The sequence below is a fragment of the Simiduia aestuariiviva genome, assembly GCF_014192475.1.
Classification (GTDB): Bacteria; Pseudomonadota; Gammaproteobacteria; order Pseudomonadales; family Cellvibrionaceae; genus Simiduia; species Simiduia aestuariiviva.
Window position 1 is genome coordinate 195011 of the sequence record NZ_JACHXZ010000002.1, and the last position, 23371, is coordinate 218381.

At 53.6% G+C, this 23371-nt stretch carries 24 protein-coding genes; 14 read left to right on the top strand and 10 right to left on the bottom strand.

The window, feature by feature from the left end; genetic code table 11:
- Nucleotides 1-53: 53 nt before the first annotated feature.
- The 3 genes from FHS30_RS06425 to FHS30_RS06435 are packed head-to-tail and all read left to right on the top strand — an operon-like array spanning nt 54 to nt 2459.
- Entirely contained in the window at nt 54-1310 is a 1257-nt protein-coding gene (locus tag FHS30_RS06425; RefSeq protein ID WP_183909581.1) for a hypothetical protein, read from the top strand.
- A complete protein-coding gene (locus FHS30_RS06430; protein WP_183909583.1) occupies nt 1270-1995 on the top strand; it encodes an OmpA/MotB family protein in 726 nt (241 codons plus the stop codon). The genes FHS30_RS06425 and FHS30_RS06430 overlap by 41 nt, the downstream gene beginning before the upstream one ends.
- The gene (locus FHS30_RS06435; RefSeq protein WP_183909585.1) at nt 1995-2459 is read left to right on the top strand and encodes a hypothetical protein; all 465 of its coding nucleotides are present in this window, start codon (nt 1995-1997) and stop codon (nt 2457-2459) included. Before FHS30_RS06430 ends, FHS30_RS06435 begins: the two co-directional genes overlap by 1 nt.
- A gap of 3 nt (nt 2460-2462) precedes the next feature.
- Here the strand turns inward: FHS30_RS06435 and FHS30_RS06440 are convergent, their stop codons facing one another.
- Nucleotides 2463-2669 (bottom strand): hypothetical protein, encoded by a 207-nt coding sequence (locus tag FHS30_RS06440; protein ID WP_183910300.1) that lies wholly within the window; start codon nt 2667-2669, stop codon nt 2463-2465.
- Between the two features lie 238 nt (nt 2670-2907).
- On the opposite strand from FHS30_RS06440, the gene FHS30_RS06445 reads away from it, so the two are divergent.
- From FHS30_RS06445 to FHS30_RS06460, 4 genes are all read left to right on the top strand, one after another.
- Complete coding sequence (locus FHS30_RS06445; RefSeq protein ID WP_183909587.1) at nt 2908-3216, top strand: BolA family protein; 309 nt, start codon at nt 2908-2910, stop codon at nt 3214-3216.
- 81 nt (nt 3217-3297) lie between these two features.
- Nucleotides 3298-4254 (top strand): oxygen-dependent tRNA uridine(34) hydroxylase TrhO, encoded by a 957-nt coding sequence (gene trhO, locus FHS30_RS06450; protein ID WP_183909589.1) that lies wholly within the window; start codon nt 3298-3300, stop codon nt 4252-4254.
- Between the two features lie 28 nt (nt 4255-4282).
- The gene (locus FHS30_RS06455) at nt 4283-5596 is read left to right on the top strand and encodes a hypothetical protein (protein ID WP_183909591.1); all 1314 of its coding nucleotides are present in this window, start codon (nt 4283-4285) and stop codon (nt 5594-5596) included.
- A 164-nt stretch (nt 5597-5760) separates the two neighbouring features.
- Complete coding sequence (locus tag FHS30_RS06460) at nt 5761-6060, top strand: hypothetical protein (protein WP_183909593.1); 300 nt, start codon at nt 5761-5763, stop codon at nt 6058-6060.
- 35 nt (nt 6061-6095) lie between these two features.
- Here FHS30_RS06460 and FHS30_RS06465 read toward each other — a convergent pair whose 3' ends face one another.
- The 6 genes from FHS30_RS06465 to aptA form a co-directional block, all read right to left on the bottom strand.
- Nucleotides 6096-6629, bottom strand: a complete 534-nt coding sequence (locus FHS30_RS06465; protein WP_183909595.1) for a hypothetical protein — start codon at nt 6627-6629, stop codon at nt 6096-6098.
- A gap of 201 nt (nt 6630-6830) precedes the next feature.
- Nucleotides 6831-7742 carry a recombination-associated protein RdgC gene (rdgC, locus tag FHS30_RS06470; RefSeq protein ID WP_183909597.1) on the bottom strand — a complete coding sequence of 304 codons (912 nt, stop codon included), beginning with the start codon at nt 7740-7742 and terminating at the stop codon, nt 6831-6833.
- Nucleotides 7743-7756: 14 nt separating this feature from the next.
- Complete coding sequence (locus FHS30_RS06475) at nt 7757-8137, bottom strand: SirB2 family protein (protein ID WP_183909599.1); 381 nt, start codon at nt 8135-8137, stop codon at nt 7757-7759.
- A complete protein-coding gene (locus tag FHS30_RS06480) occupies nt 8137-8832 on the bottom strand; it encodes a DUF4202 domain-containing protein (protein WP_221197198.1) in 696 nt (231 codons plus the stop codon). Before FHS30_RS06480 ends, FHS30_RS06475 begins: the two co-directional genes overlap by 1 nt.
- Nucleotides 8833-9017: 185 nt before the next feature.
- A complete protein-coding gene (locus FHS30_RS06485) occupies nt 9018-10508 on the bottom strand; it encodes a CoA-acylating methylmalonate-semialdehyde dehydrogenase (protein WP_183909601.1) in 1491 nt (496 codons plus the stop codon).
- A 30-nt stretch (nt 10509-10538) separates the two neighbouring features.
- Entirely contained in the window at nt 10539-11846 is a 1308-nt protein-coding gene (aptA, locus tag FHS30_RS06490) for an omega-aminotransferase AptA (RefSeq protein ID WP_183909603.1), read from the bottom strand.
- Between the two features lie 94 nt (nt 11847-11940).
- Between aptA and FHS30_RS06495 the strand changes: the two genes are divergently transcribed.
- Entirely contained in the window at nt 11941-12852 is a 912-nt protein-coding gene (locus FHS30_RS06495; protein ID WP_183909605.1) for a LysR family transcriptional regulator, read from the top strand.
- Between the two features lie 342 nt (nt 12853-13194).
- Here the strand turns inward: FHS30_RS06495 and FHS30_RS06500 are convergent, their stop codons facing one another.
- A complete protein-coding gene (locus FHS30_RS06500; protein WP_183909606.1) occupies nt 13195-13521 on the bottom strand; it encodes a hypothetical protein in 327 nt (108 codons plus the stop codon).
- Between the two features lie 66 nt (nt 13522-13587).
- On the bottom strand, nt 13588-14433 hold the full coding sequence (locus FHS30_RS06505; protein WP_183909608.1) for an acyl-CoA thioesterase: 846 nt from the start codon (nt 14431-14433) through the stop codon (nt 13588-13590).
- A gap of 116 nt (nt 14434-14549) precedes the next feature.
- Between FHS30_RS06505 and FHS30_RS06510 the strand changes: the two genes are divergently transcribed.
- From FHS30_RS06510 to FHS30_RS06520, 3 genes are all read left to right on the top strand, one after another.
- The gene (locus tag FHS30_RS06510) at nt 14550-15209 is read left to right on the top strand and encodes a TetR/AcrR family transcriptional regulator (RefSeq protein ID WP_183909610.1); all 660 of its coding nucleotides are present in this window, start codon (nt 14550-14552) and stop codon (nt 15207-15209) included.
- Between the two features lie 94 nt (nt 15210-15303).
- Nucleotides 15304-15912, top strand: coding sequence for a DUF4823 domain-containing protein (locus tag FHS30_RS06515; RefSeq protein WP_183909612.1), 609 nt, complete (start codon nt 15304-15306; stop codon nt 15910-15912).
- 77 nt (nt 15913-15989) lie between these two features.
- Entirely contained in the window at nt 15990-16589 is a 600-nt protein-coding gene (locus FHS30_RS06520) for a DUF1285 domain-containing protein (protein WP_183909614.1), read from the top strand.
- Between the two features lie 77 nt (nt 16590-16666).
- Here FHS30_RS06520 and FHS30_RS06525 read toward each other — a convergent pair whose 3' ends face one another.
- Nucleotides 16667-18292 carry an electron transfer flavoprotein-ubiquinone oxidoreductase gene (locus tag FHS30_RS06525; RefSeq protein ID WP_221197224.1) on the bottom strand — a complete coding sequence of 542 codons (1626 nt, stop codon included), beginning with the start codon at nt 18290-18292 and terminating at the stop codon, nt 16667-16669.
- A 382-nt stretch (nt 18293-18674) separates the two neighbouring features.
- Between FHS30_RS06525 and FHS30_RS06530 the strand changes: the two genes are divergently transcribed.
- The 3 genes from FHS30_RS06530 to rapA all read left to right on the top strand — a co-directional run bounded on the left by FHS30_RS06530 (nt 18675) and on the right by rapA (nt 23366).
- Nucleotides 18675-19424, top strand: a complete 750-nt coding sequence (locus FHS30_RS06530) for an electron transfer flavoprotein subunit beta/FixA family protein (protein WP_183909618.1) — start codon at nt 18675-18677, stop codon at nt 19422-19424.
- Nucleotides 19425-20354, top strand: a complete 930-nt coding sequence (locus tag FHS30_RS06535) for an electron transfer flavoprotein subunit alpha/FixB family protein (protein WP_183909620.1) — start codon at nt 19425-19427, stop codon at nt 20352-20354. It begins immediately after the preceding gene.
- A 135-nt stretch (nt 20355-20489) separates the two neighbouring features.
- On the top strand, nt 20490-23366 hold the full coding sequence (rapA, locus tag FHS30_RS06540; protein ID WP_343048934.1) for an RNA polymerase-associated protein RapA: 2877 nt from the start codon (nt 20490-20492) through the stop codon (nt 23364-23366).
- Nucleotides 23367-23371 lie beyond the last annotated feature (5 nt).

The following is a 23371-nucleotide window of genomic DNA, read 5'->3' on the forward strand; positions in this document are numbered from 1 at the left end:
TCTATATTGTGGGCATAACCACGAAAATAAAATAAGACCATACAGGGCGTGCCATGGCATTTTTGGCTGAATTTCCACCCTTAACACTGGGGCTGATGGCACTCATTTGCATTTTAGCCGTGTATTTTATCGGCCCCGGTTACAACAGTCACTCCGCTGGACAGTCGCCAGCCATTCTCACCAGTACGGGAATTTTCGGCACCTTCCTTGGTGTCGCACTCGGCCTGCTCGAATTTGATACCACGGATATCAGTGCCAGTGTCCCGCAGCTTATTGACGGACTCAAGACGGCATTCTGGACCTCGATTGTCGGGTTGTTGGGGGCGCTTGGCGTCAAGATGCGACACCTCTTTGCGGTGATGGGACAGCGCAAGAAACAGGAAACTTACCACACCGCCAGTGTCACGGATTTAGCGAATTTGCTCACTGACATCCATCAGAGCTTAACGCCCGCAGAGGGCGATGGTTTATCGCTTGCCTTGGCGCAGCAACACCGAGAGCAGTTGACGGCGCTGGATGCAATTGTTCAGCAGCTCAGGTCTTATCAAACCGAAATGGCCGAGGCCAACGCACGGGCGCTGGTGGTGGCTATTGAAAAAGTCATGCGCGATTTTAATGCTGAGATCAATGCCCAGTACGGTGATAATTTCCGCGAGTTAAACGCGGCTGTCGGAAAGATGTTGCAATGGCAGGAAAATTATAAGCGTGAGCTAGAAGCCTTGTTGAGCAGTCAAGATGCCAATGGAAAATTGTTGGATAAGGCCGCCGAAGCCTATCGAGACATGGTGCAGCATGCCGAAGTATTCAAACAGGTTTCAACGTCACTGGGGCAATTATTGGCGGGCACTGAAGCTCAATCACGCCAGCTATCAACGCAACTTGAAGTGTTGGCGGATGTGTCTGAGCGAGCGGCTCAGGGCTTGCCGCAATTGGGCGCTCGCATCGATGGGTTGACGACCCAGTTAACATCGGCGGTCAGTCAGAATCAGCAAGCGGTGGATGTGGCGCTACAACAATCGTTGAGTCAGCTCACTGAAACATCTGAGCGGGTGCATCAGCAGCTCGCATCCCTGGCGGAGGATAGTGACGCCCGTGTGGCACAGCACTTGACCGCAATTCAGCAGGGCTTAGAGCAGGAGTTAGTGCAGGCGCTGAAAACGTTTGGCTATCAAATGACTTCACTGTCTGAAAAATTTGTAAATGATTATGCGCCGCTCACGGAAAGGTTGCGCGATCTTATTCAATTGGCCGAACAGGTAAATCCACGCGATGCCAAACCTCAGCAGCGGGCTCGAGCCCTCACCGAATGACACGTTAGAGCAGGAAGAACACTGGGTCTCCGTCAGTGACTTGATGGGTGGGCTAATGATGGTGTTTTTGTTGATCTCTGTCATTTACATGGTGCAGTTGGAGATTGAATCGAGAAAGATAAAAGACGTAGCGATTTTATATGATCGACTGCGAACCCAGCTTTACCAAGACCTTCAGGAAGAATTTGCCGACGATTTACCGCGCTGGGGCGCTGAGCTTAATCGCGATTTGAGCCTGCGCTTTTACAATACAGAGTTGCTGTTTGATCGTGGTGAGGCTGAATTAAATCCAGCGTTCTCAGCCATACTGGCAGATTTTTTTCCACGCTATGTGTCAATTTTAACCCGCGAAAAATACCGCCAGGATATTCTCGAGGTGCGTATCGAGGGTCATACGTCCAGCGATTGGGGGTTGGGTACTACGCCCGATGAAGCCTACATTCGCAATATGGCACTGTCGCAAGCGCGCACGCGATCGGCGTTGGGGTACGTACTTTCGCTGCCAGCCGTCGCGCTGGAAAAAGCGTGGCTAACCGCACACCTCACCGCCAATGGGCTGTCTTCTTCTAAGCCCGTACTCAGTGACGAGGGGCTGGAAGATGATGCGCGTTCAAGGCGAGTGGAATTTCGCGTGCGAACCGATGCAGATGGTCGAATAGCCACTATCTTGCAGGACGTCCGCTAGTGAATTTGCCCGATTTTACTGATTTTCCGCCGCTGTTGGCGTTGCGCAAAAAGATGGGCGCTACCGAGCTGGGGCAGTTTGATTTTTTTGATCCGGTATTGCATTTAACCGGTGAGGAGCGCATTCAGTTGGCTGGGCAGGGTATTGCTGTAGGCACTGTGGCGTTGCGTAAATTACTGGATCACACCGTTGCCTATAAAAATGCGCGAGTGATTGTTTGGCAGCCGCAGTGTGCAGAGTATCACCTGTGTTGGTGTAAAAATTTCCCTCAGTTGCCCGATGTCTTTGTAGGGGCTCGGAAACCGGCTGGAATGTCGGTGTGCAGTGAGTGTTTGGATCATTTGCAGTATGACGGACATAATTCGCACCGTCATCGCCATCAAGATTATTATGCGCAAGTGCGAAAGCACTTTGATGTGGCGACCTTTTTTCAGCGCTTCCCGCACTACCCCATAGGTCGCTAGCGTTCAGTGAACTTCTGTGGCGACGCCCTGGCTGGCATAAAAGTGGATTTTATCTTCGGCTAGGGTGCGATCGGCTGCGCGTCGATCGGGCGTTTTACGGCGTTTACGGTGATATAAGTCGATGGGCAGCGCTGCGCAACTGTCGTTTTCTTCCCGGCGGTCGCGACCCGTTCGGCGCTCTACAAAGTGCGGTGTATTTGCTTTTGTCATTAGCGTGATCCAATAGAAGATAGGCGGTAGGGCCAATTATCAAGTGGCGTTAATTGTTAATGCGTTAATTATCGCGCCAATACGTAGTACTTTATGCTGAAAGTCGAAGGGGTTACAAGTAATGACTAATCAGTCATGTAATTTTTTTGGATTTTTGTGCAATTGCATTATTTGGCCTCCGCTCGCGCTATAATGCAGCACCGAAATTTTCTCCAAATTCTGTTTTGAGTGGTTGTCTATGTCTCAGCAACAAGCCATTGAGGCCGCATTGCGCGAAGCGTTTAATCCGGTATTTCTGTCCATAGAAAACGAAAGCCATATGCACAATGTGCCGGCTGGCTCTGAATCTCATTTTAAAGTGCAGCTCGTGGCAGAGGCGTTCTCGGGCAAGCGACTGGTGCAGCAGCATCAGCTTGTCTACGGTGCGTTGGGTGAGATCATGCAGCAAATACATGCATTGGCTCTGCACACTTGGGCTCCAGATCAATGGCAGGGCGATCAGGCGCCTGCTTCACCTCAGTGTCTGGGCGGCAGTAAGGTCGGTTAATCGCTGAAAATCGCGGTTGTGCAGTATTTGAGCAATCACTACAATGCGCGGCTGTTTTCTGGTTTGTAATGGTTGTTCTTCATGTCTTACGTTGTCTGTGCACTCTATAAATTCGTGTCTTTACCCAACTATCGGGCGCTGCGCGAACCGCTCCTGGCGGAAATGACGCGCTTAGAGGTTAAAGGCACCTTACTGCTGGCCTCTGAAGGCATTAATGGCACTGTCGCGGGTACGCGTGCGGGCATCGATGATCTGTTGTTGTACCTGAAGGCCAAGCCTGCGTTTGCAACCTTGGATACTAAAGAGTCCTTTGAGGACGAAATGCCTTTCTATCGCACTAAGGTGAAGCTGAAAAAAGAGATTGTCACAATGGGTGTGCCGGGCATAGACCCGCAGGAAGTCGTGGGCACCTATGTGGAACCTGAAGACTGGAATGCCTTGATCAGTGATCCCGAGGTGACGCTGATTGATACCCGAAATTATTACGAGTATGAGGTGGGCAGTTTTAAGGGGGCATTAGATCCGGCCACTGAGAGCTTTAGAGAATTCCCTGAATATGTAAAGACCCACTTAGACCCCAAGAAACACAAGAAAGTGGCCATGTTCTGCACTGGCGGTATTCGGTGTGAAAAATCCACAGCACTGTTGAAATCGCAGGGGTTTGAGGAGGTGTATCACCTCAAGGGTGGCATCCTTAATTACCTCGAAAAAGTGCCGGAAACCGACTCTTTGTGGCAGGGCGAGTGCTACGTATTTGATAATCGCGTTGCGGTTAATCATGCGCTGCAGCGTGGCAGTTATGATTTGTGTCACGGATGTCGGCACCCGATAACAGAAGCTGACAAGCAGTCAGCCAAATTTGAGCAGGGCGTCTGTTGCCCTCGCTGCCACCATTTGTTAACAGAGGAGCAGCGCCGTCGATTTGAAGAGCGGCAGCGTCAAATTGAATTGGCTAACATGCGCAACGATGTCCATATCGGGCGCGCGCCCACCGAGCGTCAGCAGCGTGCAAAAGCTCGTCAAACCACGGCGGAATAATATTCCGGTATGGCTGTTAGGGCTGCTTGTGGGCGCTTTAAGCGCCTGTACGCAAATTCCTGTAGCGCCGGACCATCACGCCTGTACCGACATTTACCGCGCAGCTGAATACCGCGCTGCGCACAGCTATCTGCCCTACACGCCAATTGCGGGTGCTGCCTTCCTCCGCGTAGATCGTCAGTTGGCCTCTCAAATCCCCAGGGCTAGTACGCCTGAGTTGCGGCTGCAGTGGTTGCGTTGGGCCAACGCCATGGCTAACGAAGCTCTCGCTCTTGGTGCGCCCAGCTGTATAGATCCTCTGTTGCAACATTTGGCTAACGATAAGCGCGCTTGGCAAAAGCTTGTTGCGCGCGCAACAGTGCCGGCGGAATACCGAACCAGCTTGCGGGCGTTGGGTTTGTACCCCGTTACGCGCTTGGCGTTTTTAGCCGGAGTGAATCGGGAGTTGGCACATACAGCCGAGGAGCAGGCTGCTTTCAGCGACGATGCGATGGCGTGGCAATTATTTGCGCCGGCCTCGGGCGCTGGCTGGCACACCAGTCCGGTCCTCGAAGGTGTAAACGGGGTTGCTTGGTCCAGTCTGTTCGATCGGTGGGCACCGCAATTCGCGCTGCCATCGGGGAGTGGTGCGGCGAATCTACCCGGCTCATTGGTTCGCACGGGCGAAGGGCAGTTGAGATTTGATGGGCGCGACCCTAGAGTTTACGTCTACCCAAGTCTCGGTTGGTTTAACGGTCGCCAAACCTTACAACTCAATTACCAAATTTGGTTTTTGGAGCGCCCGGCGCAAGGGCCACTGGATTTTTTGTCGGGTACTTTAGATGGCCTCCATTGGCGGGTGCACTTAACGATGGGCGGCGAGCCCATTGCATTTGATGCCATGCACACCTGCGGCTGCTGGTATCAGCTTTACCCGGCCGCAGGCTATGTCGCACTTGCGCCGGAATCCTTTTGGCAAGAGCCCCATTATGTCGGACCGATACAGGCGCTAAGCGCTGGCCCAAGACTTTATCTGAGTGCCGACACCCATCGATTACTCGCCGTGCGGCCAAGTGCTCCCCCTCAGGCGGCAGTTTCCATGCCAATGACGCCGGTGCAGTGGGCGAGTGGCGGGGTGGTGGGCCCCTTAACCGCAGACGCAATCCATTACTGGTCCATCTTCAATCGTGCGGGGCGCGTACCAGAATCGCTGCGCTCTGAGCGATTTTTCTTTTGGCCCATGGGTGTTCCTGCCGCAGGCAGTCACCGAGCGCCTGGCCATCACGCGGTTGCATTCACCGGTCGTCGGCATTTTGATGACCCCGCAATATTGGACGAATTGATTCAAGCCCCGGGTCGCTAGCACGCTATGGGACCTGTTACACAGCCCGTGCACCGAACGTCTAGTACCCTTCTGGTGTTGAATTGTGGTCTAATGCGCATCTTTTAGTGGTGCCGAAGCGTCGGTCTGCGCTGCGAATTACTGGGCGAGGGCGGTGAAGAGAATTAAGGAAGGAAGTTTTACTCATGGACTTTGAAGATTGGACAGTAGGTGCGGACGGCCAGTCAGCCCAGCATGGCAGCGGCTTTAGTCTGACGGTTGATGGTAACCCCCGCGATCCGCAGGGCGTCAATCCTGGGCGTTTCCCGCCAGAGCTTAGTGTGATTGAGCAGGCGCGGTTGTTGCGCCACGGCGTTGAGGCCATTGCCAAGGCGGCGAAACAGCGCACCGCACCGAAGCCTAAGCCGGCGATGCCTAAATCGAATGTTGACCGGCCAGTGCTTTCAATAAAGCGCAAGTCTGCAGATACAAAAACGCCAGCGTAATGCTGGCGTTTTTAATTCGGCGTCAATCGGAACGGTTACCGCGATGTGATCATATGACCTTTCATCAGCAGAATGTTCTTGTGGTTATCTACCAAAGTAAATAACTCGTCAAACTTGGTCTGAGCAACTTGGGTGTCATCGCCGCCTTCATTGGCGTAGGTGACGCCGCTCAGGAGTGATCCCAGCTCTGCATTGACGCTATCGATAGCAGCCATGATGTTGTTGGTGGTCTTGTCGTCGCGGAAAACGCGACCTTTACCGGTGGCAGCCATATAGTTGTCACACTCGGTCAGCCAATCTTTGCGCTGTTCCAGATAGCTCTGGGTGTTGCGCATGCCACGGCGACGGGTAACGTCTAGGTGCTTTTCGGTGTAGCTTTGCAGGCTTTTCATGGTGGATGTCATGAATTCGCCGGCAATGCCTTCGCAATATTTCCAAGTCAGGTATTTCGGGAAGTCTTCACCCGTTTTCTTTGTAGCCTTTTCCCTTTGGCAGGCCTCGTCGCAGGCCAGGGTCACAGGCGCTGCAAAGAGCCCCACGAGTCCAAGTGCAAGTATGATTTTTTTCATGATTAGCCGCCGTAGTCGTTATGCTTTTGCGTTATTTCGTTACACACCCTTTATGATATACGTCAAGTTAAAGGTTAAGTCAATAGTGAATTTTGTGACTCTTACGTCATAGCGGGTGTGAAAGAGGTCAGAAAATCAGCTAATACCTAGGTATTAGCTGTTAACTGGGTCTCAAATGCGCGGAATAGGGCGTGAAGGGATTTAAACTGCTTCGGCTTTGTTGCCGCCTAATGCTTCGGCGAGGTCCGGTAGGAATCGTCGCAGCGATAAGGTCATCAACGTGAATTCGCTGTCGAGCAAGGTCAGCTGGTCGCTGCCACTGTCTTGCGCTTCTTGCTTGAGTTCGTCGCCAAAGCTCAGTCGCTTTATATGCCCCTCGTGGGTGAGTACGAAGGTCAGTTGTTGCTGCCAATTGAGCGCTAGCTGGAACACTTGCTTACCCGCGTCAATGTGGCTTTGGATTTCTTCGCACAGCAGGTCATGGCGTTTGCATTTAAGTACGGCGCCTTCCTCTCCGGTTTCTCGCAATTCGCACTCGTTTTCCAATTGCCATCCGTCTGGTAGTTCATTGCCGCTGACCCATTGGGTCATTTGAACCGCAGGTGACAGCTCGTACTGTTGAAGCGCCAGCGGGAGCGAGCCCAGACTTTGACGGAGCGCAGTGATGAGCTCTTCGGCGCGGGTGGGGCTTGCGGCATCGACGATGATGAGTCGCTGCTCCAAATCGATCAGTGCATGTGTGCGGCGACTCTTGCGCAGTGCTCTAGGTAGGCATTCGAACAGGATCTCTTCTTTCATTTGCTCCTTTTCTTTGCGGTAAACGCGCCGCTCTTCTGCCGCTTCTATTTGGCCTGCCTTTTCCTCCACCATGTCCCGGATTACCGCGGCGGGAAGAACCTTTTCCTCTTTGCGAAGTGTGATAAGCGCAGCGTTTTGCGCAATGTGGGTGAATTCAGTGCTGTGTTTGCCGAGCGGCGGTACCCAGCCTTGTTTGAACATATCTTGTTGCGAGCAAGGGGCAAATGCATTGGCCTTCAGCGTGTCGCTGAGCGACGACAGATCGAGCGAATGGCCATCGCTAATGCGATAAATTTGTAAGTTCTTAAACCACATAGATTGGATTCCGATTACTGCAGAAAAGGTGTTGGGTCTTTGGTGAATGCTACGCAAACGATATAGATGGCTGTGAATAGCGCCAAAATCCATGCGGTAGCTTGATGCCTCGGAGTTTTCGCCAAGCGAAAGGCGATAACCCCCAGGCCGATGTAGATGAGCAGCGCGCATATTTTGGCGGTAAGCCAGTCCTGTTGAAACGGGTTCCACTGGTAGGCGTACAGCAGTCCTAAGGCGCTAACTAGTAGGGCGGTGTCGACGATGTGAGGCGCTACGCGAGTCAGGCGGCTGTGGAGCCATGGGGCATCTAATTGCCGCCCAATGCCACGCACAAAAAATCCTGTGATGGATAGCAATGCCAAACCCATATGGATGTGTTTTAACAGTGCCAGCATTATGGCACTCCGAGCGCTTTATTGATCAACAGTTGCAGCGCTGGGTTGAGGGGAATTGTTAATGCGGCTGCGCGCCCTCCATCAGACATCTTGCGCCACGTTTTATGGATGATGCGAATCAGCTTTGGCTCGTCGTGCTGCTGACTGAAGGCGTCTAAATAGAACTGGATAAAGACGAGGCAGGCTACGTCCTCTAGCGTTTGCGTGTCTGGATCGTGCTTGAGATCTTCCTTGCGCAGGAGTCGGCCCACCTCTTCGATCAGCTGGGTATCCGCACCCAGCCCTGTGAGCAGCGTTTGCGTGCGCCGCGCATGGTGCTGACCGAGTTCAGTGCGCCAGCTGTGGTAGCCCGCTCGATTCATGGGGTAGTCACTGCGGGGGATCACCCAGCGTTCGATATGTTGCGCGCGCGCAGCAATGGCAAGCGCATCACTGGCCTGAGGTTTAAACGCCGCAAGGCAACGGCTCATGCGTTGGCCGTATATCAATGACTTTGCTATGGGCTCGCCCTCTACAGACTCGCTGTTGGGGTCTAGAGCGTTGATGTTATCGATGGCGTCGAAGGCTGCAGCAAGGGTAAACACGGAGGCTATGAATCCTGTTGGGCGAGTGTGTGTGGAGTGCGCATCGCGATTGAGTGGCTGGCGGCCTTGGCGATGTGTCTGTGCTTGGGCAAAGGTTTCAAAGCGTTTCAATGCCGCGCCGCGCCAACACCGGCGGGGGATTATAGCGAGGTGCTCCCGCGGCGAAAACCGCTAATGTCGCGAGCTTGCTATCCGTTGCGCAAGAAGACCCGGTTAGAGTAGAGCCTGTGCGCCGCTGTTGCAGAGATAACGCCTTTCATGGCCCGCAGCCTGTGAGCCATGAAAGGGTGCGCTACTTAGCTTGGGAAGGTGAATTGCGCGCCTTCGCGTACGCCAGACGAGGGCCAGCGCTGGGTGATGGTTTTGCGGCGCGTGTAAAAGCGCACGGCATCGGGGCCATAGGCACTTAGGTCTCCAAATAGCGATCGTTTCCAGCCGCCAAAGCTGTGGAATGCCATGGGTACGGGCAGCGGCACATTGACTCCGACCATGCCCACGAGGATGTGGTCGCTGAAGTAGCGGGCCGCTTCGCCATCTCGGGTAAATATGCACGTGCCGTTGCCAAACTCGTGATCGTTGATCAGGTTCATGGCCTCTTCTAGCGATTCAGCACGCAGTACGCACAGCACTGGCCCAAAAATTTCTTCACGGTAGATGCGCATGGATGGCGTTACGTGGTCGAACAGGCAGGGGCCCATAAAGAAGCCGTCCGGATGGTCTGCTACCGACAACGCCCGGCCATCCACCACCAATGTAGCGCCCTCTGACACGCCGTCATCGACAAACTGTCTAACTTTATCTCGGTGTGCGCTCGTGATTAGGGGGCCCATGTCGTTGCTGTTATCGCGCCCAGTGCCGGTCTTTATCTTGGTCATGGCAGCGGAGAGGCCGGCAACCAGTTGGTCGGCAGCTGCGCCCCCTACGGCGACGGCAACCGAAATGGCCATGCAGCGTTCTCCGCATGAGCCAAAAGCTGCACCAATTAAGGAGCTGACAGCGTTTTCCATGTCGGCGTCTGGCATAACAATGGCGTGGTTTTTGGCGCCGCCCAGCGCCTGCACGCGTTTGCCGTGGCGACTTCCTTCTTGGTACACATATTCGGCAATGGGCGTCGAGCCCACAAAGCTCACCGCCTGCACGCGCTGGTCGGTGAGCAGCGTATCGACCGCTTCTTTATCACCGTTGATCAAGTTGAGCACGCCTTTAGGCAGTCCGGCCTCATGTGCCAGTTCAACGATAAATTTTACCACGCTCGGGGCTCGCTCCGAGGGTTTGAGTACGACGCAGTTGCCACACACCACGGCCATGGGCCACATCCACAGAGGCACCATGGCGGGAAAGTTAAACGGGGTGATGGCGGCCACCACACCCAGCGGTTGGAATTCGCTCCAGGCATCGATGGCGGGGCCGGCATTTTTACTGTGCTCGCCCTTGAGCAGTTCCGGCGCCGCGGTGGCGTATTCGACATTCTCAATGCCACGCTGTAATTCGCCCATGGCATCGTTGAGCACTTTGCCGTGTTCATCGGTGACCAGTTCACAGATTTTATCGGCGTGGCGTTCGAGCAACTCTTTGAGGCGATACATCACTCGAGCCCGCTTGAGGGGCGGGGTGTTACGCCAGGCGGGGAAGGCCGCGGAGGCGGCGCTAATGGCCTGGGACACAGTGTCTGCATCAGCCAGTTGCACGCTGCGTTCGCTGCTGCCCGTGGCGGGGTTAAATACCGCTTGGGTGCGGCCATGGCTATTGACCTGTTCGCCGTTAATGATGTGTCCAATGACTGTCATGAAAGTATCCTGTGCATAGCTAGGTGTGAATTATTGGCTGGAGAGGGTATCGGCCAGTGCGTTGAGTAAGGTGTCAATTTCTGATTTTTCGGTAATGAATGGCAGGCCCAGTTGCACGGTGTCGCCGCCATAGCGAACATAAAAGCCCTTTTTCCACATGGCCATGGCGATCTCATAGGGCCGGCGTGCCGGCTCACCGGGGTAGTGCGCAAGGCTGAGTGCGCCGGCGAACCCGAAATTGCGAATCCCTGCCACGTGGGGGCGATCGCGCAGTTGGTGCAGTTGTGATTCAAAGTAGGGGGCCAACTCCGCCACGCGCTGTGGCAATTGCTCGCGCTGTAGCACTTCCAGTGCCGCGAGGCCTGCCGCACAGGCCAGCGGATGTGCTGAGTAGGTATAACCGTGGGGAAATTCCACCATGTATTCGGGGCCGCCGTTTTCCATGAAGGCATCGTGAATGTCGCTGGTGGCTATCACAGCGCCCATGGGTACGGCGCCATTGGTGAGTTGCTTGGCAACATTGAGAATATCGGGGGTGACGCCAAAAACCTCTGCGCCGGTCATTCCACCACAGCGACCGAAGGCGGTAATCACCTCGTCGAAAATCAACAAGATTTGGTGTTGGTCGCAAATTTCGCGAAGTCGTTGCAAGTAGCCTTGGGGCGGTATGATCACGCCGGCGGAGCCGGCAAAGGGTTCAACAATCACCGCGGCAATGTTGGACGCATCGTGCAGTGCGATGATCTCCAGCAGCTCGTCAGCGAGTGCCGCGCCCTCTGTAGGCATCCCTTTTACAAAAGGCTGATCTTTGAGCAGGGTGTGTGGCAGGTGATCACTGCTGATAAGGTCGCCATACAGCGCGCGATTCGGGCCGATTCCGCCCACGCTGATCCCGCCAAAATTGACCCCGTGGTAGCCCTTTGCCCGCCCTATGAGTCGGGTTTTGCTGGGTTGGCCACGCTTGCGCCAATAGGCGCGCGCCATCTTTAAGGAGGTGTCGGCACTCTCTGAGCCGGAGCCCGTGAAAAACACGTGGTTTAGCCCCTCGGGCATGAGCTCAACGACCTTGTTGGCTAACTCAAAGGCCAGCTCGTGGCCAAATTGAAAGGCGGGGCTGTAGTCCAGTGTGCGCGCTTGTTTGGCAATGGCGTCACTGATCTCAGGGCGGCAATGGCCGAGGCCACAAGTCCACAAGCCGGATAATCCATCAAAAATTTTTCGCCCATCGGTACTGGTGAAGTAGGCGCCATCAGCGCTGGCGATCATCCGCGGATTTTGCTTGAACTCCCGATTGCCGGAGAAGGGCATCCAGTGGGCTGCTAAATGGCTGTTGGTCATGGTAAGGCTCGCTCATGCGTTGACAGGTGGCGCTAATTTAGCGGGGCTGTTATGTTGTATAAATCGCAACATATCCATTTAAAGTGTGAATTTTATGAAACAAAAGGCACTGCTAGGGCAGTTGGCTGACACCGACATTCGTTTGCTGAGGGTCTTTAAGGTGGTGGCTGAAAGTGGCGGGGTCACTGCGGCGGAATTGGAGCTGAACATTGGCCGATCCACGATCAGTCGCCATTTAAAAGATTTAGAGCAGCGCTTGGGTTTAACCCTTTGTCGGCGTGGACGCAGTGGGTTTGCGTTGACCATGGAGGGGCGCAAAGTGTACCAGTCGGCGCTGCGCACTTTGGGATCACTCGATGAGTTTCGCGCTGATGTCAATGATCTCAAGCAACATCTCAGTGGTACCTTGACCCTTGCGCTCTTCGATAAAACCGCAACCAATCAAGCGTGCAGGCTCTCAGATGCGATTGCGAAATTTACGGATGCGGCGCCCGACGTGAGCATTGAGATATATGTGGAGCCGCTCAATGAAATTGAACGAGGGGTCATAGAGGGGCGCTTTCATTGCGGCGTCATTCCCCGTCACCGCGCGTCAGCCAGTCTTTCTTATGCTCCGTTATTTGAAGAGCGGATGCACCTCTATTGCGGTGCAAGTCACCCATTGTATTCGTCCACCACCTGGTCGACGGAAGCAATATTGCAATGTCGATATGCGGGGTTAGGCTACCACTCGCCCAACATGGAAGAGGCGCGCAAGCTTGGGCTGCAGCGCGCTGCCACTGTGTACGATCAAGAAGCGATTTTGCATTTATTGCTCAGCGGTCGCTACATCGGCTATTTGCCAGACCACTACGCAGAGTCGCAGGTGGTTGCGGGCCGGTTAAGGCGCATTGAGCACGCCGACTTTAACTATCAATGCCAATTCGAAGCGATTTGGCGCCTATCACCTAAGCCTGCACGCCTGCTTAATTTGTTTTTGACCTGTCTACAGCGAGTTCACGAGTAGGCATTAATAATGAACAAAAAAATCCCGGCATTTCTGGGGGGGAATGCCGGGCCAAGACCATTTTAGGAGTGAAACATAAAGGATAAATCCTTGAAACTAGCTATTCGCATAGCCACCGATGCTGCATTTAAAAGGGGGGAGAGCAACACCGGTATGTTTAAGTATTGTTCAAGGCGTGTGTTTTTCCAGTGCAGAATACCTAGCTATTAAACAATTTTGGACTAGATACCTTGGGCGAGTGAGGGCAATGGCTATATCTCTCAGGCGCACGACTCGCAGGTGAGCCATTTGGTCGCGAGCGTACGCGGCGTTGTGCTGGACGGCTGGCGCGAGCGCTCGCTGTCAACCGAGCATTTGCTGCATGCTGACCAAGCAATCTGCCAGGTGTTGTGCAGTGCGTGAGCGCAAGACTTGGGTGTCGACGGAATTTTTGAGTGCGTTGAGGCGGTCTTTCGCCTGCGTAAATTCGAGGCTAATTCGCTCGTAGGCGAGGTTGTGATCTTGAACGCTGAGCTTACTTAATTCCGACAGTTCCCTGTTGATGGCGTAAATAAGGTTATAAAACCGATCTTTATCTTCAATTGTTCCGGCCTCCCAGTAGGCATCGTCAAGACAGGCAACCAGCTCTTCGAGTATTTCAATGGCGTCTGAAATGCAGATGTGGGTCATAGGAGGCTCCGTGAGTTGTGTAAGACGACCCACCCAGTATAGAAGCCCCTAAGGGAATTGGTGGCGCTATCGCGGTGTGATCGGTCGAATGAGGCCCTCTTGCACTGTTGAGGCCACCAGTTGGCCTTGGGTGTCGTACAGCAAGCCCCGATTGATGCCGCGCGCACCGCCGGCCCAAGGGCTATCTGTGCTGTATAGCAGCCAATCGTCGATTCGGAAGCGGCGGTGAAACCACATCGCATGATCGATACTTGCAGGCATTAACGCCGGCGACATGATTGAGGTTGGGTGGGGCAGGGTGGATGTCGCCATGAGTCCAATATCGCTGGCGTATGCCAATGCGGCGCAATGCAACAATGGGTCGTCTGGCAGGGTCGCCACCGAGCGCATCCAAAATTCACTGTAAGGGGGTGTCGCTTCGCTACTGGTATAGATGTCGGGCTGAGCGGAGCGCAGATCAAAATACATGGCGTGCACGTCGCTGCCATCCGGTTGTTGCGCTTCAGGCTTAATAAAGCTGGCCTTGTCCAACGTGTCGGGCGCGGGCGGCATCTTGGCTAGAGATATCTGATGCTCAAAGCCCGGCTCTTCAATATGAAACGAGCACGACATATTAAAAATGGCGCGGCCTTTTTGACGTGCCACTACCCGGCGCGTCGTGAAACTGCCGCCGTCGCGAATGGGATCGACGTCATAGATTACCGGGATGTCACTGACGCCTGCTCGCATGAAGTAGGCGTGCATAGAGTGTGGCATGCGCCCCTCCACCGTCCTCGCTGCGGCCATAAGCGACTGGCCGAGCACCTGCCCGCCAAACAAATGGTGGCGGTGGTTTTCTTGGTGTTGTCGGGAGCGAAACAAATTCAGATCCAATTGTTCGATATCTAGGATGTTAAGCAGCGGGTTCGACATTTTCTAGGCAACTTTTGGAAATGGGTTTTGCGAATAGTGAGAATTGCAGCCAAGCTTAGAATCTTGGAGACTTATGCTTTAATATTGGTCACAACCATCAACCGAGAGTGTGAAGCATGGATAAAGCCCGCGAGAAAGTCCAGAAGTTCCGCCAGCGTGAGCAGCGGATTTTAGACGCCGCTTTGGCGCTATTGCTGGAGCATGGCGAAGAAAAGGTCACCGTGGAGCAAATCGCCGAAGCTGTGGACATTGGCAAGGGCACTATCTACAAACACTTTACCTCTAAAGTTGAAATCTATATGCGGTTATTGTTTGACTATGAGCAAACACTGGCCGCCCGTCTTAAAGACAGCTTTAAGTTGGCGGAAGATGGGGACTTTGCTGCCACCGCACGGGTGTATTTTGAATCCCGTATAGCCGATCCGCAGCGCGACCGGTTATTTCAGCGTTTGGAAGAAAAAATAATCTCGCTCAATTTGGCCCCTGAAGGGATCGATGAGCTCCATGCTATACGCAATTCCACCAAAGACACCCTCAACCACATGTTTGAGCGCCGAATTGAAGAGGGGCGGCTCAAGCGGGTGCCGCCGTACTTTTATTACGCAGCCTACTGGGCATTGACCCAGGGCGCCGTAGAGCTCTATCACTCGCGATCCTTCAGGCCCTTAGTGGAAGACATGGATGGCTTGATGAATTTCATCAAGGATATCGGCGTGCATATGGGGAATTTGGATCCCGTTCGCCAGCACCCGCGGCCCGATGAGCCAGGCGAATAGGCTCGTCATTAGGGCGCTGGTGAAGGCGCATTGAATTAGGCACATAATGTGCATCGCTCCCGTTAACGTCACTGATCACGTTAGGAAGCTGACAATGTTGCACCTTCGATTTTTAGTAATGCTGGCCCCCCTGTGGTTGGCGGCTTGCACCTTTAACCACACGGTTAATACGGCCCACGACCTGTTAGCAGATTTGCAGATGGTGGAGCGGCATTCTGTCCAAGGTACCAGAGCTTGGGTTGCTCCAAGAAACAGTGCGTGGTTTGTTGCCGTCCCAAATAGCGGGCCAGAACCGGAGGTTGATCGAGCCTTAAGTCAGCACTTGGCCGCCGCCCTGCGGCAACAGTTTGCCACCGTATTATTGGCCAGCAGCGCCACCAATCCCGCCGACGCTGTCCAGCACGCCCGCCACAATGGTGTTAATTTTGTGATCTACCCCCAGCTCTTGTTTGCTGGCGATGGCGCCTACAGCGTCACAGAGTGGGCAGCGCGTTCGCCAGAGGCTGACTTCGGTCGGGATGAGGTGGGTGTGCAATTGCTTATTTTTGATGCCTATACCGGCCAATTGGTGGATGCCGTCATGCTGGCGGTTAAGGAGAGTTGGTTGCCCGGTTACAATGGTCGGGTTGACGCGCTGTACAGCTCGGCCTTCGAAACATTCGCCAAACGCTACAGCTATCAACAATACGAAGCGCCGCGTTAGTGGCGCTCGTGAATGCGAGAGTTTGGTGCGGGTTCACTACCGGGTCCGCTAAAGAGTCCCCCACATAGGTGCTAATTATGTCCGTCAACGAGCTGGAGTCTCAGTTATTGGCTGCCAAAACTGCAGGTAGCAATGACGATTCCACGTCATCGGCGGCCACTGCCAAATCCCTAAGCAGCCCACCGGTGCATTTATGGAAGCCACCGGTTTCAGGTGATATTGATATTCGAATCGACCGCGAAGGGCGCTGGTTTCACGAGGGCGGTGAAATTAAACGTTCGGCGCTCGTCGCACTGTTTGCCTCTGTGTTGTGGGAAGAGTCTGGCGAATATTTTTTGGTTACGCCCGTTGAAAAGTGGCGCATTCAGGTGGATGTGGCGCCGCTGCTGGTGGTGCGTGCGGAGCGAGCGGGCAGTGGGCCAGAGGCGTGCATTACCTGTTACACCCACACCGGCGACGAGTTCATTTTAGATAAGGCCCACCCTTTGACGGTGGACGCCGACAGCGAGGGCAATCCGCTGCCATTTGTGCGCGTGCGTTACAGTCTTGATGCGTTGGTGCACCGCAATGTGTTTTATCAGTTGGTGGATTGGGCCGAAGCTGCCGCCACAGGTAGCATGGGTGTGTGGAGCGGCGGGGAATTTTTTGTGCTTGCCGAAGGTGATATTGGCGTTTAAGCCAGTGCAGCAAGTGCGCAAAGTTTTGCCAATAAAAAAGGGATTCATTGAATCCCTTTTTTATTTTGTGGAAATTTTTACATGTTGGGGTAATTGGGGCCGCCAGTGCCTTCCGGTGCCACCCAGGTAATGTTCTGGGCTGGGTCTTTAATGTCGCAGGTTTTGCAGTGCACACAGTTTTGCGCGTTAATTTGAAAGCGCTTTTCTCCCTCAGCGGTCTCCACTACCTCGTAAACCCCTGCGGGGCAGTAGCGTTGCGCGGGCTCGTCGTATTTAGCCAGATTCACTTGAATCGGAATGTCCTTGTCCTTTAGTTGCAAGTGGCAAGGCTGGTCTTCTTCGTGATTGGTATTCGATAAAAATACGGAAGAGAGCTTGTCAAAGCTGAGCTTGCCGTCGGGTTTGGGGTAGGCAATTTTAGGGCATTGGTCTGCGGGTTTAAGCTGTGCATGGTCAGGCTTTGGATCCGACAGTGTCCAGGGCAATTTACCATTAAAGATATTGATATCGATAAACGCGTAGGCCGAGCCCAAAAGGTTGCCCCACTTGTGCTGCGCGGGGCCGAAGTTGCGCTGTTGATGCAGTTCCTTCCACGCCCATGAATCTTTATAGGCACTTGCAAATTCCGTCAAATCATCGCTCTTACGGCCGTCGGCCAGCGCTTGCGCAACCACCTCTGCGCCGAGCATGCCGGATTTCATGGCGGTATGAGAGCCTTTGATCTTGGCGAAATTCAGCGTGCCGGCATTGTCACCCAATAGCAGGCCACCAGGGAAAGACATCTTAGGCTGCGATTGCAGACCACCCTTGACGATGGCGCGGGCACCGTAGGCTGTGCGCGTTCCATCCTGTAAATACTGGGCGATCACAGGGTGGTGCTTGTAGCGCTGGAACTCGTCAAAGGGGCTCACGTGTGGGTTGCTGTAGGACAAATCGGTGATCAGGCCTACAACCACTTGATGGTCTTCAATGTGATACAAAAAACTGCCGCCGGCAGAGCCGCTTTCAGACAGTGGCCAACCCGCTGTGTGTACCACTAAGCCTTGTTTGTGCTGTTCAGGGGGAATGGTCCAAATTTCTTTGATGCCAATGCCGTAGTGTTGGGGCTCTTTACCCTTGTCCAATTCGTATTTGGCGATTAACTGTTTGCCCAAATGGCCACGGCAACCCTCGGTGAAAAGCGTGTACTTAGCGTGCAGTTCCATGCCCGGCATGTAGCTGTCCTTGGGCTCACCGTTTAACCCGACACCCATGTCGCCAGTGGCGATGCCTTTGACGCTGCCGTCTTCGTGGTAGAGCACTTCTGAAGCGGCAAAGCCCGGGAAGATCTCAACACCCATGGCTTCGGCTTGTTCGGCTAGCCAGCGGCACAGGTTGCCGAGGCTAATAATATAGTTGCCTTCGTTGTGCATGGTTTTAGGCACAAACAGGCCGGGAATCTTTTGCGCTTTGGCATTGTCTTTTAACAGGTAAATATCGTCGCCACTGACCTCGGTGTGCAGTGGCGCGCCTTTTTCTTTCCAATCTGGAAAGAGTTCATTGAGAGCTGTGGGCTCAAATACCGCGCCGGACAGGATGTGGGCACCGACCTCGGAGCCTTTTTCCACCACACACACGGTGAGCTCCTCATTGAGCTGACGCAGGCGGCAGGCAGCAGAAAGCCCCGCTGGGCCTGCACCTACGATGACAACGTCATACTCCATAAATTCTCTTTCCACAGTCCTCTCCTCGTTACCTTTTTCAATGTGCTGGCGCTGCGTGCAGCGGCTGGCTGTTGTTGTGGCGGCCAGAGTATATGTCAGGCCGGGTTGGCCCACCAATGTTGAGATTGCCCAATTTGGCTATCAAAATGGTGTTAACCCTTTGGTTTTTATGTCGTTTTCACTTGGGTTTGATACGAAAGCCTGCTCTGGTCTAGGCTTTGTCTCGCTTCTGGCTCCTTGCTTTTAGGGGGCAAAAACGTCAGTATAGCGGGGTTCTCAAACGCTTGTTCGAATTTATACCGGATAATCGTGAGACAGTAAACCAGGTGGGCATGTAATCACCCATGCTCTTGTCCTCATCTGAAGAGCGAACGGAATATCCATGAAGATTCTTGTAGCTGTAAAACGCGTTGTTGATTACAACGTAAAAGTACGCGCAAAGGCCGATGGCACTGGGGCGGATACCGCCAACGCCAAGATGTCTATTAACCCATTTTGCGAAATTGCCGTCGAAGAAGCTGTGCGCCTAAAAGAAAAGGGCGTTGCAACCGAAATTGTGGCGATTTCTATTGGCGCTAAGCAATCTCAAGAGCAAATTCGCACAGCCTTGGCGCTGGGTGCCGATCGCGGCATTCTCGTTGAGACGGATACTGATTTAGAGCCCTTGGCCGTGGCCAAGTGTTTAAAGGCCATCGTCGACAAAGAAACACCCGATTTGGTGATTCTCGGCAAGCAGTCCATCGATGGCGATAACAACCAAACCGGACAAATGCTGGGCGCGCTCGCCGGCATGCCACAGGGCACGTTTGCCTCTGAGGTCAATGTTGCCGAAGGTAAGGTTAAGGTCACCCGTGAGATCGATGGCGGCCTGCAGACGGTAGCCTTGAACTTGCCAGCGATTGTCACGACGGATTTGCGTTTGAACGAACCGCGCTACGCATCGCTGCCAAATATCATGAAGGCTAAGAAGAAGCCTCTCGAAACCGTGACACCGGCGGATTTGGGTGTCGATACAGCCACTCGCGTTAAGCTGTTAAAAGTCGCCCCACCAGCAGAGCGTCAAGCAGGCATTAAAGTTGCTGATGTGGCGGAGCTGGTCGAGAAATTGAAGAACGAAGCAAAGGTGATCTAAATGGCTATTTTAGTAATTGCAGAACACGATAATGCGAGCCTGAAGGGCGCCACGTTAAACACCGTTGCGGCGGCTCAAGCGATTGGTGGTGACATCGAACTTTTGGTGGCGGGCACAGATTGTGGTGCCGCGGCTGAAGCGGCGGCTAAAGTCGCTGGTGTTGCGAAAGTTCTCGTGGCAGATAATGCCGCTTATGCCCATGGCTTGGCTGAAAACTTGGGTCTGCTAATTGCAGAGTTGGGTAAAAACTACAGCCACATCCTGGCTCCTGCGACTACTGGTGGTAAGAACGTGTTACCTCGAGCGGCAGCTCTGCTGGATGTGCAAGCGATTTCCGATATCACTGGTATTGAAAGTGCTGATACTTTTCAGCGCCCGATTTATGCTGGCAACGTCATCGCCACGGTGCAAAGCACCGATGCGATCAAGGTGATCACTGTGCGCGGTACCGCGTTTGATGCCGTTGCGGCTGAGGGTGGTAGTGCAAGCGTCGAAACTGTGAGTGCGGCACACGATGCGGGTATTTCATCATTTGTTGGCGAGGAACTTGCCAAGAGCGACCGCCCAGAGTTAACCAGCGCTAAAATAGTAATTTCAGGTGGCCGCGGCATGCAAAATGGCGACAACTTTGAGTTGTTGTACAAGGTCGCGGATAAGCTGGGCGCAGCCGTTGGCGCATCGCGCGCCGCTGTGGATGCGGGTTTCGTACCTAACGACATGCAAGTAGGTCAGACTGGGAAAATCGTTGCTCCCGATATGTACGTAGCCGTCGGCATTTCTGGTGCTATTCAGCATTTGGCGGGCATGAAAGACAGTAAAGTGATTGTGGCCATTAACAAAGATGAAGAGGCGCCTATTTTCCAGGTAGCCGACTATGGCTTGGTTGCAGACCTGTTCGACGCAGTTCCTGAGCTCGACAGCAAGCTGTAATTACCCTTGTAAATGAAAGCCGGCCGCGTGCCGGCTTTTTTTATGGGCGTCTATTTACTGCCCGAAAGTTGGGTGGTCGCGCTATAATGTGCGCTTTTTCCGGGCGACCGGTAGCAATATAAAACGAGGTATCGCGTGTCTCAACAGACATTTGAAATGGGTCAGCGCTGGATCAGCGACACAGAGGCCGAATTAGGGCTTGGATTGGTACTTGAGGTCGAAGACCGCTTGGTGACCCTTAGTTTCCCCGCCGCGGGGGAGCGCAGAACCTATTCCATGAACAATGCACCCATCAGTCGCGTTCGATATCAACGCGGTGACAGTATTCGCTCGGCTGAAGGGTTGCGTATCAAGGTCACCGCGATACACGAGGAAGGCGGACTACTGATTTACCAAGGATTGGATCCTGAGGGTCGTGAGCACGCAATTGAAGAAATTGATTTGGATTCCTTTGTGCAGTTTTCTGCACCGATGGATCGATTGTTTTCTGGTCAAGTGGATTCTCTCAAGCGCTTCAATTTGCGCCTGGAAACACTGGAGTATCTAAAGCAGCAGCAATCGTCCCCCAGTTATGGGTTGTTGGGGGCGCGGGTGCAATTGTTGCCACACCAGCTTTACATTGCCAATGAGGTGGGCAATCGCTTCGCACCACGGGTGTTGTTGGCCGACGAGGTGGGTTTGGGCAAAACCATTGAGGCGGGCTTAGTCGTGCATCAGCAGCTCATTAATGGTCGTGCCAATCGGGTGCTGATTTTGGTGCCGGATTCTTTGGTTCACCAGTGGCTAGTGGAAATGCTGCGCCGATTTAATTTGCAATTTAGTTTGTTCACTGAAGAGCGGTTGCGGGATTTGTCGATTGTCGACGATGATGAGTTGTCAATGCACGAGGTTGAGGCTCCGAATCCCTTTGAGACGTCGCAGCTCATCATTTGCCCTTTGTCGGTTTTCGTTGATGACGAGGTCCGGCTGGATCAGGCGCTGTCGGTGCATTGGGATCTGTTGCTGGTTGACGAGGCGCATCACCTAAAGTGGTCTGTTGATTCGGTCAGTGATGAGTACCGAGCGGTAGAGTCATTGGCAGCAAAAGCGCTGGGGTTATTGCTGTTGACGGCGACGCCTGAACAACTTGGTGTAGAGAGTCACTTTGCCCGTCTGCGCCTGTTAGATCCTGATCGTTATTATGATCTCGAGGCGTTTAAGCGCCAGGAAGGTGAGTACGCTGACGTCAATGCCTTGGTACAAAAAATTGTTCCTGTGGCATCTGTGGCACAGGCAGCGGTTGCCGATTCAGTATTAGCACAACTGCGAGATTTTGTAGATGCTGAGGTGGTACAACAGATCGTCAACTCCGAAGACGCGCTAGAGCGTGCGTCGCATTTGCAAGTGGCGCTAAATCAGTTGTTGGATCGACACGGTACCGGTCGCGTATTGTTTAGAAATACCCGTCACGGCGTCGAGGGCTTCCCAGCGCGCCATGTGCATCCTGTTGCATTGCAAGCGCCAGACGTACTAATGGATCCCGATCTACTGCCAGAGCAACAGCTACGCGAGGACATGGGAGATACATGGCCTGAATTCGATGCGCGCGTGACCTGGTTGAGTCAATGGTTGCGGGAGCATCGTGGCGAAAAAGTACTGGTGATCTGCGCCAGCGCGGAAACTGCGTTGGATTTAGAGTCGCACCTTCGCTTGTCAGAGGGTTTTGCGGTAAGCGCATTTCACGAAGGACTGTCGCTGGTTGCGCGAGACCGTGCAGCCGCATATTTCGCGGATATTGATGAAGGTGCACAGGCACTTATCTGTTCCGAAATCGGCAGCGAAGGGCGTAATTTTCAATTCGCTAGCAATTTAGTTATGTTCGATTTGCCAAAGCATCCAGATCTTTTAGAGCAGCGCATCGGGAGACTAGATCGCATCGGGCAGCGCAATGATGTGCACATTTGGGTGCCATATTACGAGTTTAGTCCACAGGAAAAATTGTTTAGCTGGTATCACGATGGCCTGAACGCCTTCGAAGAGGTGTGTCACGTGGGCGCTGCTGTTTACGATCAGCAATGTGAAATGATTGCCGCGGTACTAGAAGGTGAAACAGATGATTGGGATGCAATCATTGATGCGGCAAGGTCCCAGACGCAAGAATTAAAAGCAGTATTGGAAGCGGGTCGGAACCGTTTGCTGGAATTGAATTCCTGCCGCATGGATGTCGCAGATGGTGTGATTGAAGCGCTGATTGAGCAGGAGGGGCGGGGTCAGCTAGAGGATTACATGAGTCGTGTGTTTGATGCCTATGGCGTTGAGCAAGAGCCACACTCGTCGGTGAGCTTGGTTTTACACCCCGGTGATCATATGCAGTGTGCACACTTTCCCGCTTTGCCCGGTGATGGTGTCACCGTCACCTATCAGCGTGAAATGGCATTGTCCCGAGAAGATATAGAGTTTCTGACTTGGGAGCATCCGATGGTCGCCGGCGCAATGGACATGGTGCTAAGTGGTGGTTTCGGAAATACCTCCGTGGCCACTATCAAGCTCGGACCCATCAAGCCTGGAACCTTAATGTTAGAGGCGGTATTTCTGCTAAACGTGGCCGCTCCCAGTGCTCTGCAGTTGTTCCGTTATCTTCCGTTGACGCCACTCCGTGTTCTGGTGGATATGTCTGGTCGCGATCTAACTGACGTGCTGACCAGTGAAAAATTACAACCCTTGCTACAGAAGTTGCCGCGCAACACTGCTCAGCAAATTGCCAAGCAAGCCCGCGACCCCATTGCGGAATTAGTCAAGAAGGCTCAGTTGGCCGTCGCCCCGCGTCAAGAGGCGTTGTTAGCGCAAGCGCAGGCCAATCTTACTGAGAAGCTAGGTGATGAGGTGGCGCGTCTCGCTGCGCTTGCAAAGGTCAATCCGGCAATTCGGCCACAGGAGGTTGAGCAGCTGAAAAAGGATCAGCAGGCGTTATTAGAATACTTATCCGCCGCGGCATTAAAACTTGATGCGTTGCGCGTTATTTTGGCTACTTGAGGTAT

What these genes read in the sequence shown, in the direction of transcription:
- FHS30_RS06505 (WP_183909608.1), bottom strand. Translation starts at nt 14,433, where the DNA reads ATGTCGAACCCGCTGCTTAACATCCTAGATATCGAACAATTGGATCTG.
- FHS30_RS06525 (WP_221197224.1), bottom strand. Translation starts at nt 18,292, where the DNA reads ATGGAGTATGACGTTGTCATCGTAGGTGCAGGCCCAGCGGGGCTTTCT.
- FHS30_RS06460 (WP_183909593.1), top strand. Translation starts at nt 5,761, where the DNA reads ATGGACTTTGAAGATTGGACAGTAGGTGCGGACGGCCAGTCAGCCCAG.
- FHS30_RS06445 (WP_183909587.1), top strand. Translation starts at nt 2,908, where the DNA reads ATGTCTCAGCAACAAGCCATTGAGGCCGCATTGCGCGAAGCGTTTAAT.
- FHS30_RS06495 (WP_183909605.1), top strand. Translation starts at nt 11,941, where the DNA reads ATGAAACAAAAGGCACTGCTAGGGCAGTTGGCTGACACCGACATTCGT.
- FHS30_RS06440 (WP_183910300.1), bottom strand. Translation starts at nt 2,669, where the DNA reads ATGACAAAAGCAAATACACCGCACTTTGTAGAGCGCCGAACGGGTCGC.
- FHS30_RS06535 (WP_183909620.1), top strand. Translation starts at nt 19,425, where the DNA reads ATGGCTATTTTAGTAATTGCAGAACACGATAATGCGAGCCTGAAGGGC.
- aptA (WP_183909603.1), bottom strand. Translation starts at nt 11,846, where the DNA reads ATGACCAACAGCCATTTAGCAGCCCACTGGATGCCCTTCTCCGGCAAT.
- FHS30_RS06465 (WP_183909595.1), bottom strand. Translation starts at nt 6,629, where the DNA reads ATGAAAAAAATCATACTTGCACTTGGACTCGTGGGGCTCTTTGCAGCG.
- FHS30_RS06520 (WP_183909614.1), top strand. Translation starts at nt 15,990, where the DNA reads ATGTCCGTCAACGAGCTGGAGTCTCAGTTATTGGCTGCCAAAACTGCA.
- FHS30_RS06485 (WP_183909601.1), bottom strand. Translation starts at nt 10,508, where the DNA reads ATGACAGTCATTGGACACATCATTAACGGCGAACAGGTCAATAGCCAT.
- FHS30_RS06475 (WP_183909599.1), bottom strand. Translation starts at nt 8,137, where the DNA reads ATGCTGGCACTGTTAAAACACATCCATATGGGTTTGGCATTGCTATCC.
- trhO (WP_183909589.1), top strand. Translation starts at nt 3,298, where the DNA reads ATGTCTTACGTTGTCTGTGCACTCTATAAATTCGTGTCTTTACCCAAC.
- FHS30_RS06530 (WP_183909618.1), top strand. Translation starts at nt 18,675, where the DNA reads ATGAAGATTCTTGTAGCTGTAAAACGCGTTGTTGATTACAACGTAAAA.
- FHS30_RS06500 (WP_183909606.1), bottom strand. Translation starts at nt 13,521, where the DNA reads ATGACCCACATCTGCATTTCAGACGCCATTGAAATACTCGAAGAGCTG.
- FHS30_RS06515 (WP_183909612.1), top strand. Translation starts at nt 15,304, where the DNA reads ATGTTGCACCTTCGATTTTTAGTAATGCTGGCCCCCCTGTGGTTGGCG.
- FHS30_RS06430 (WP_183909583.1), top strand. Translation starts at nt 1,270, where the DNA reads ATGCCAAACCTCAGCAGCGGGCTCGAGCCCTCACCGAATGACACGTTA.
- FHS30_RS06425 (WP_183909581.1), top strand. Translation starts at nt 54, where the DNA reads ATGGCATTTTTGGCTGAATTTCCACCCTTAACACTGGGGCTGATGGCA.
- FHS30_RS06510 (WP_183909610.1), top strand. Translation starts at nt 14,550, where the DNA reads ATGGATAAAGCCCGCGAGAAAGTCCAGAAGTTCCGCCAGCGTGAGCAG.
- rdgC (WP_183909597.1), bottom strand. Translation starts at nt 7,742, where the DNA reads ATGTGGTTTAAGAACTTACAAATTTATCGCATTAGCGATGGCCATTCG.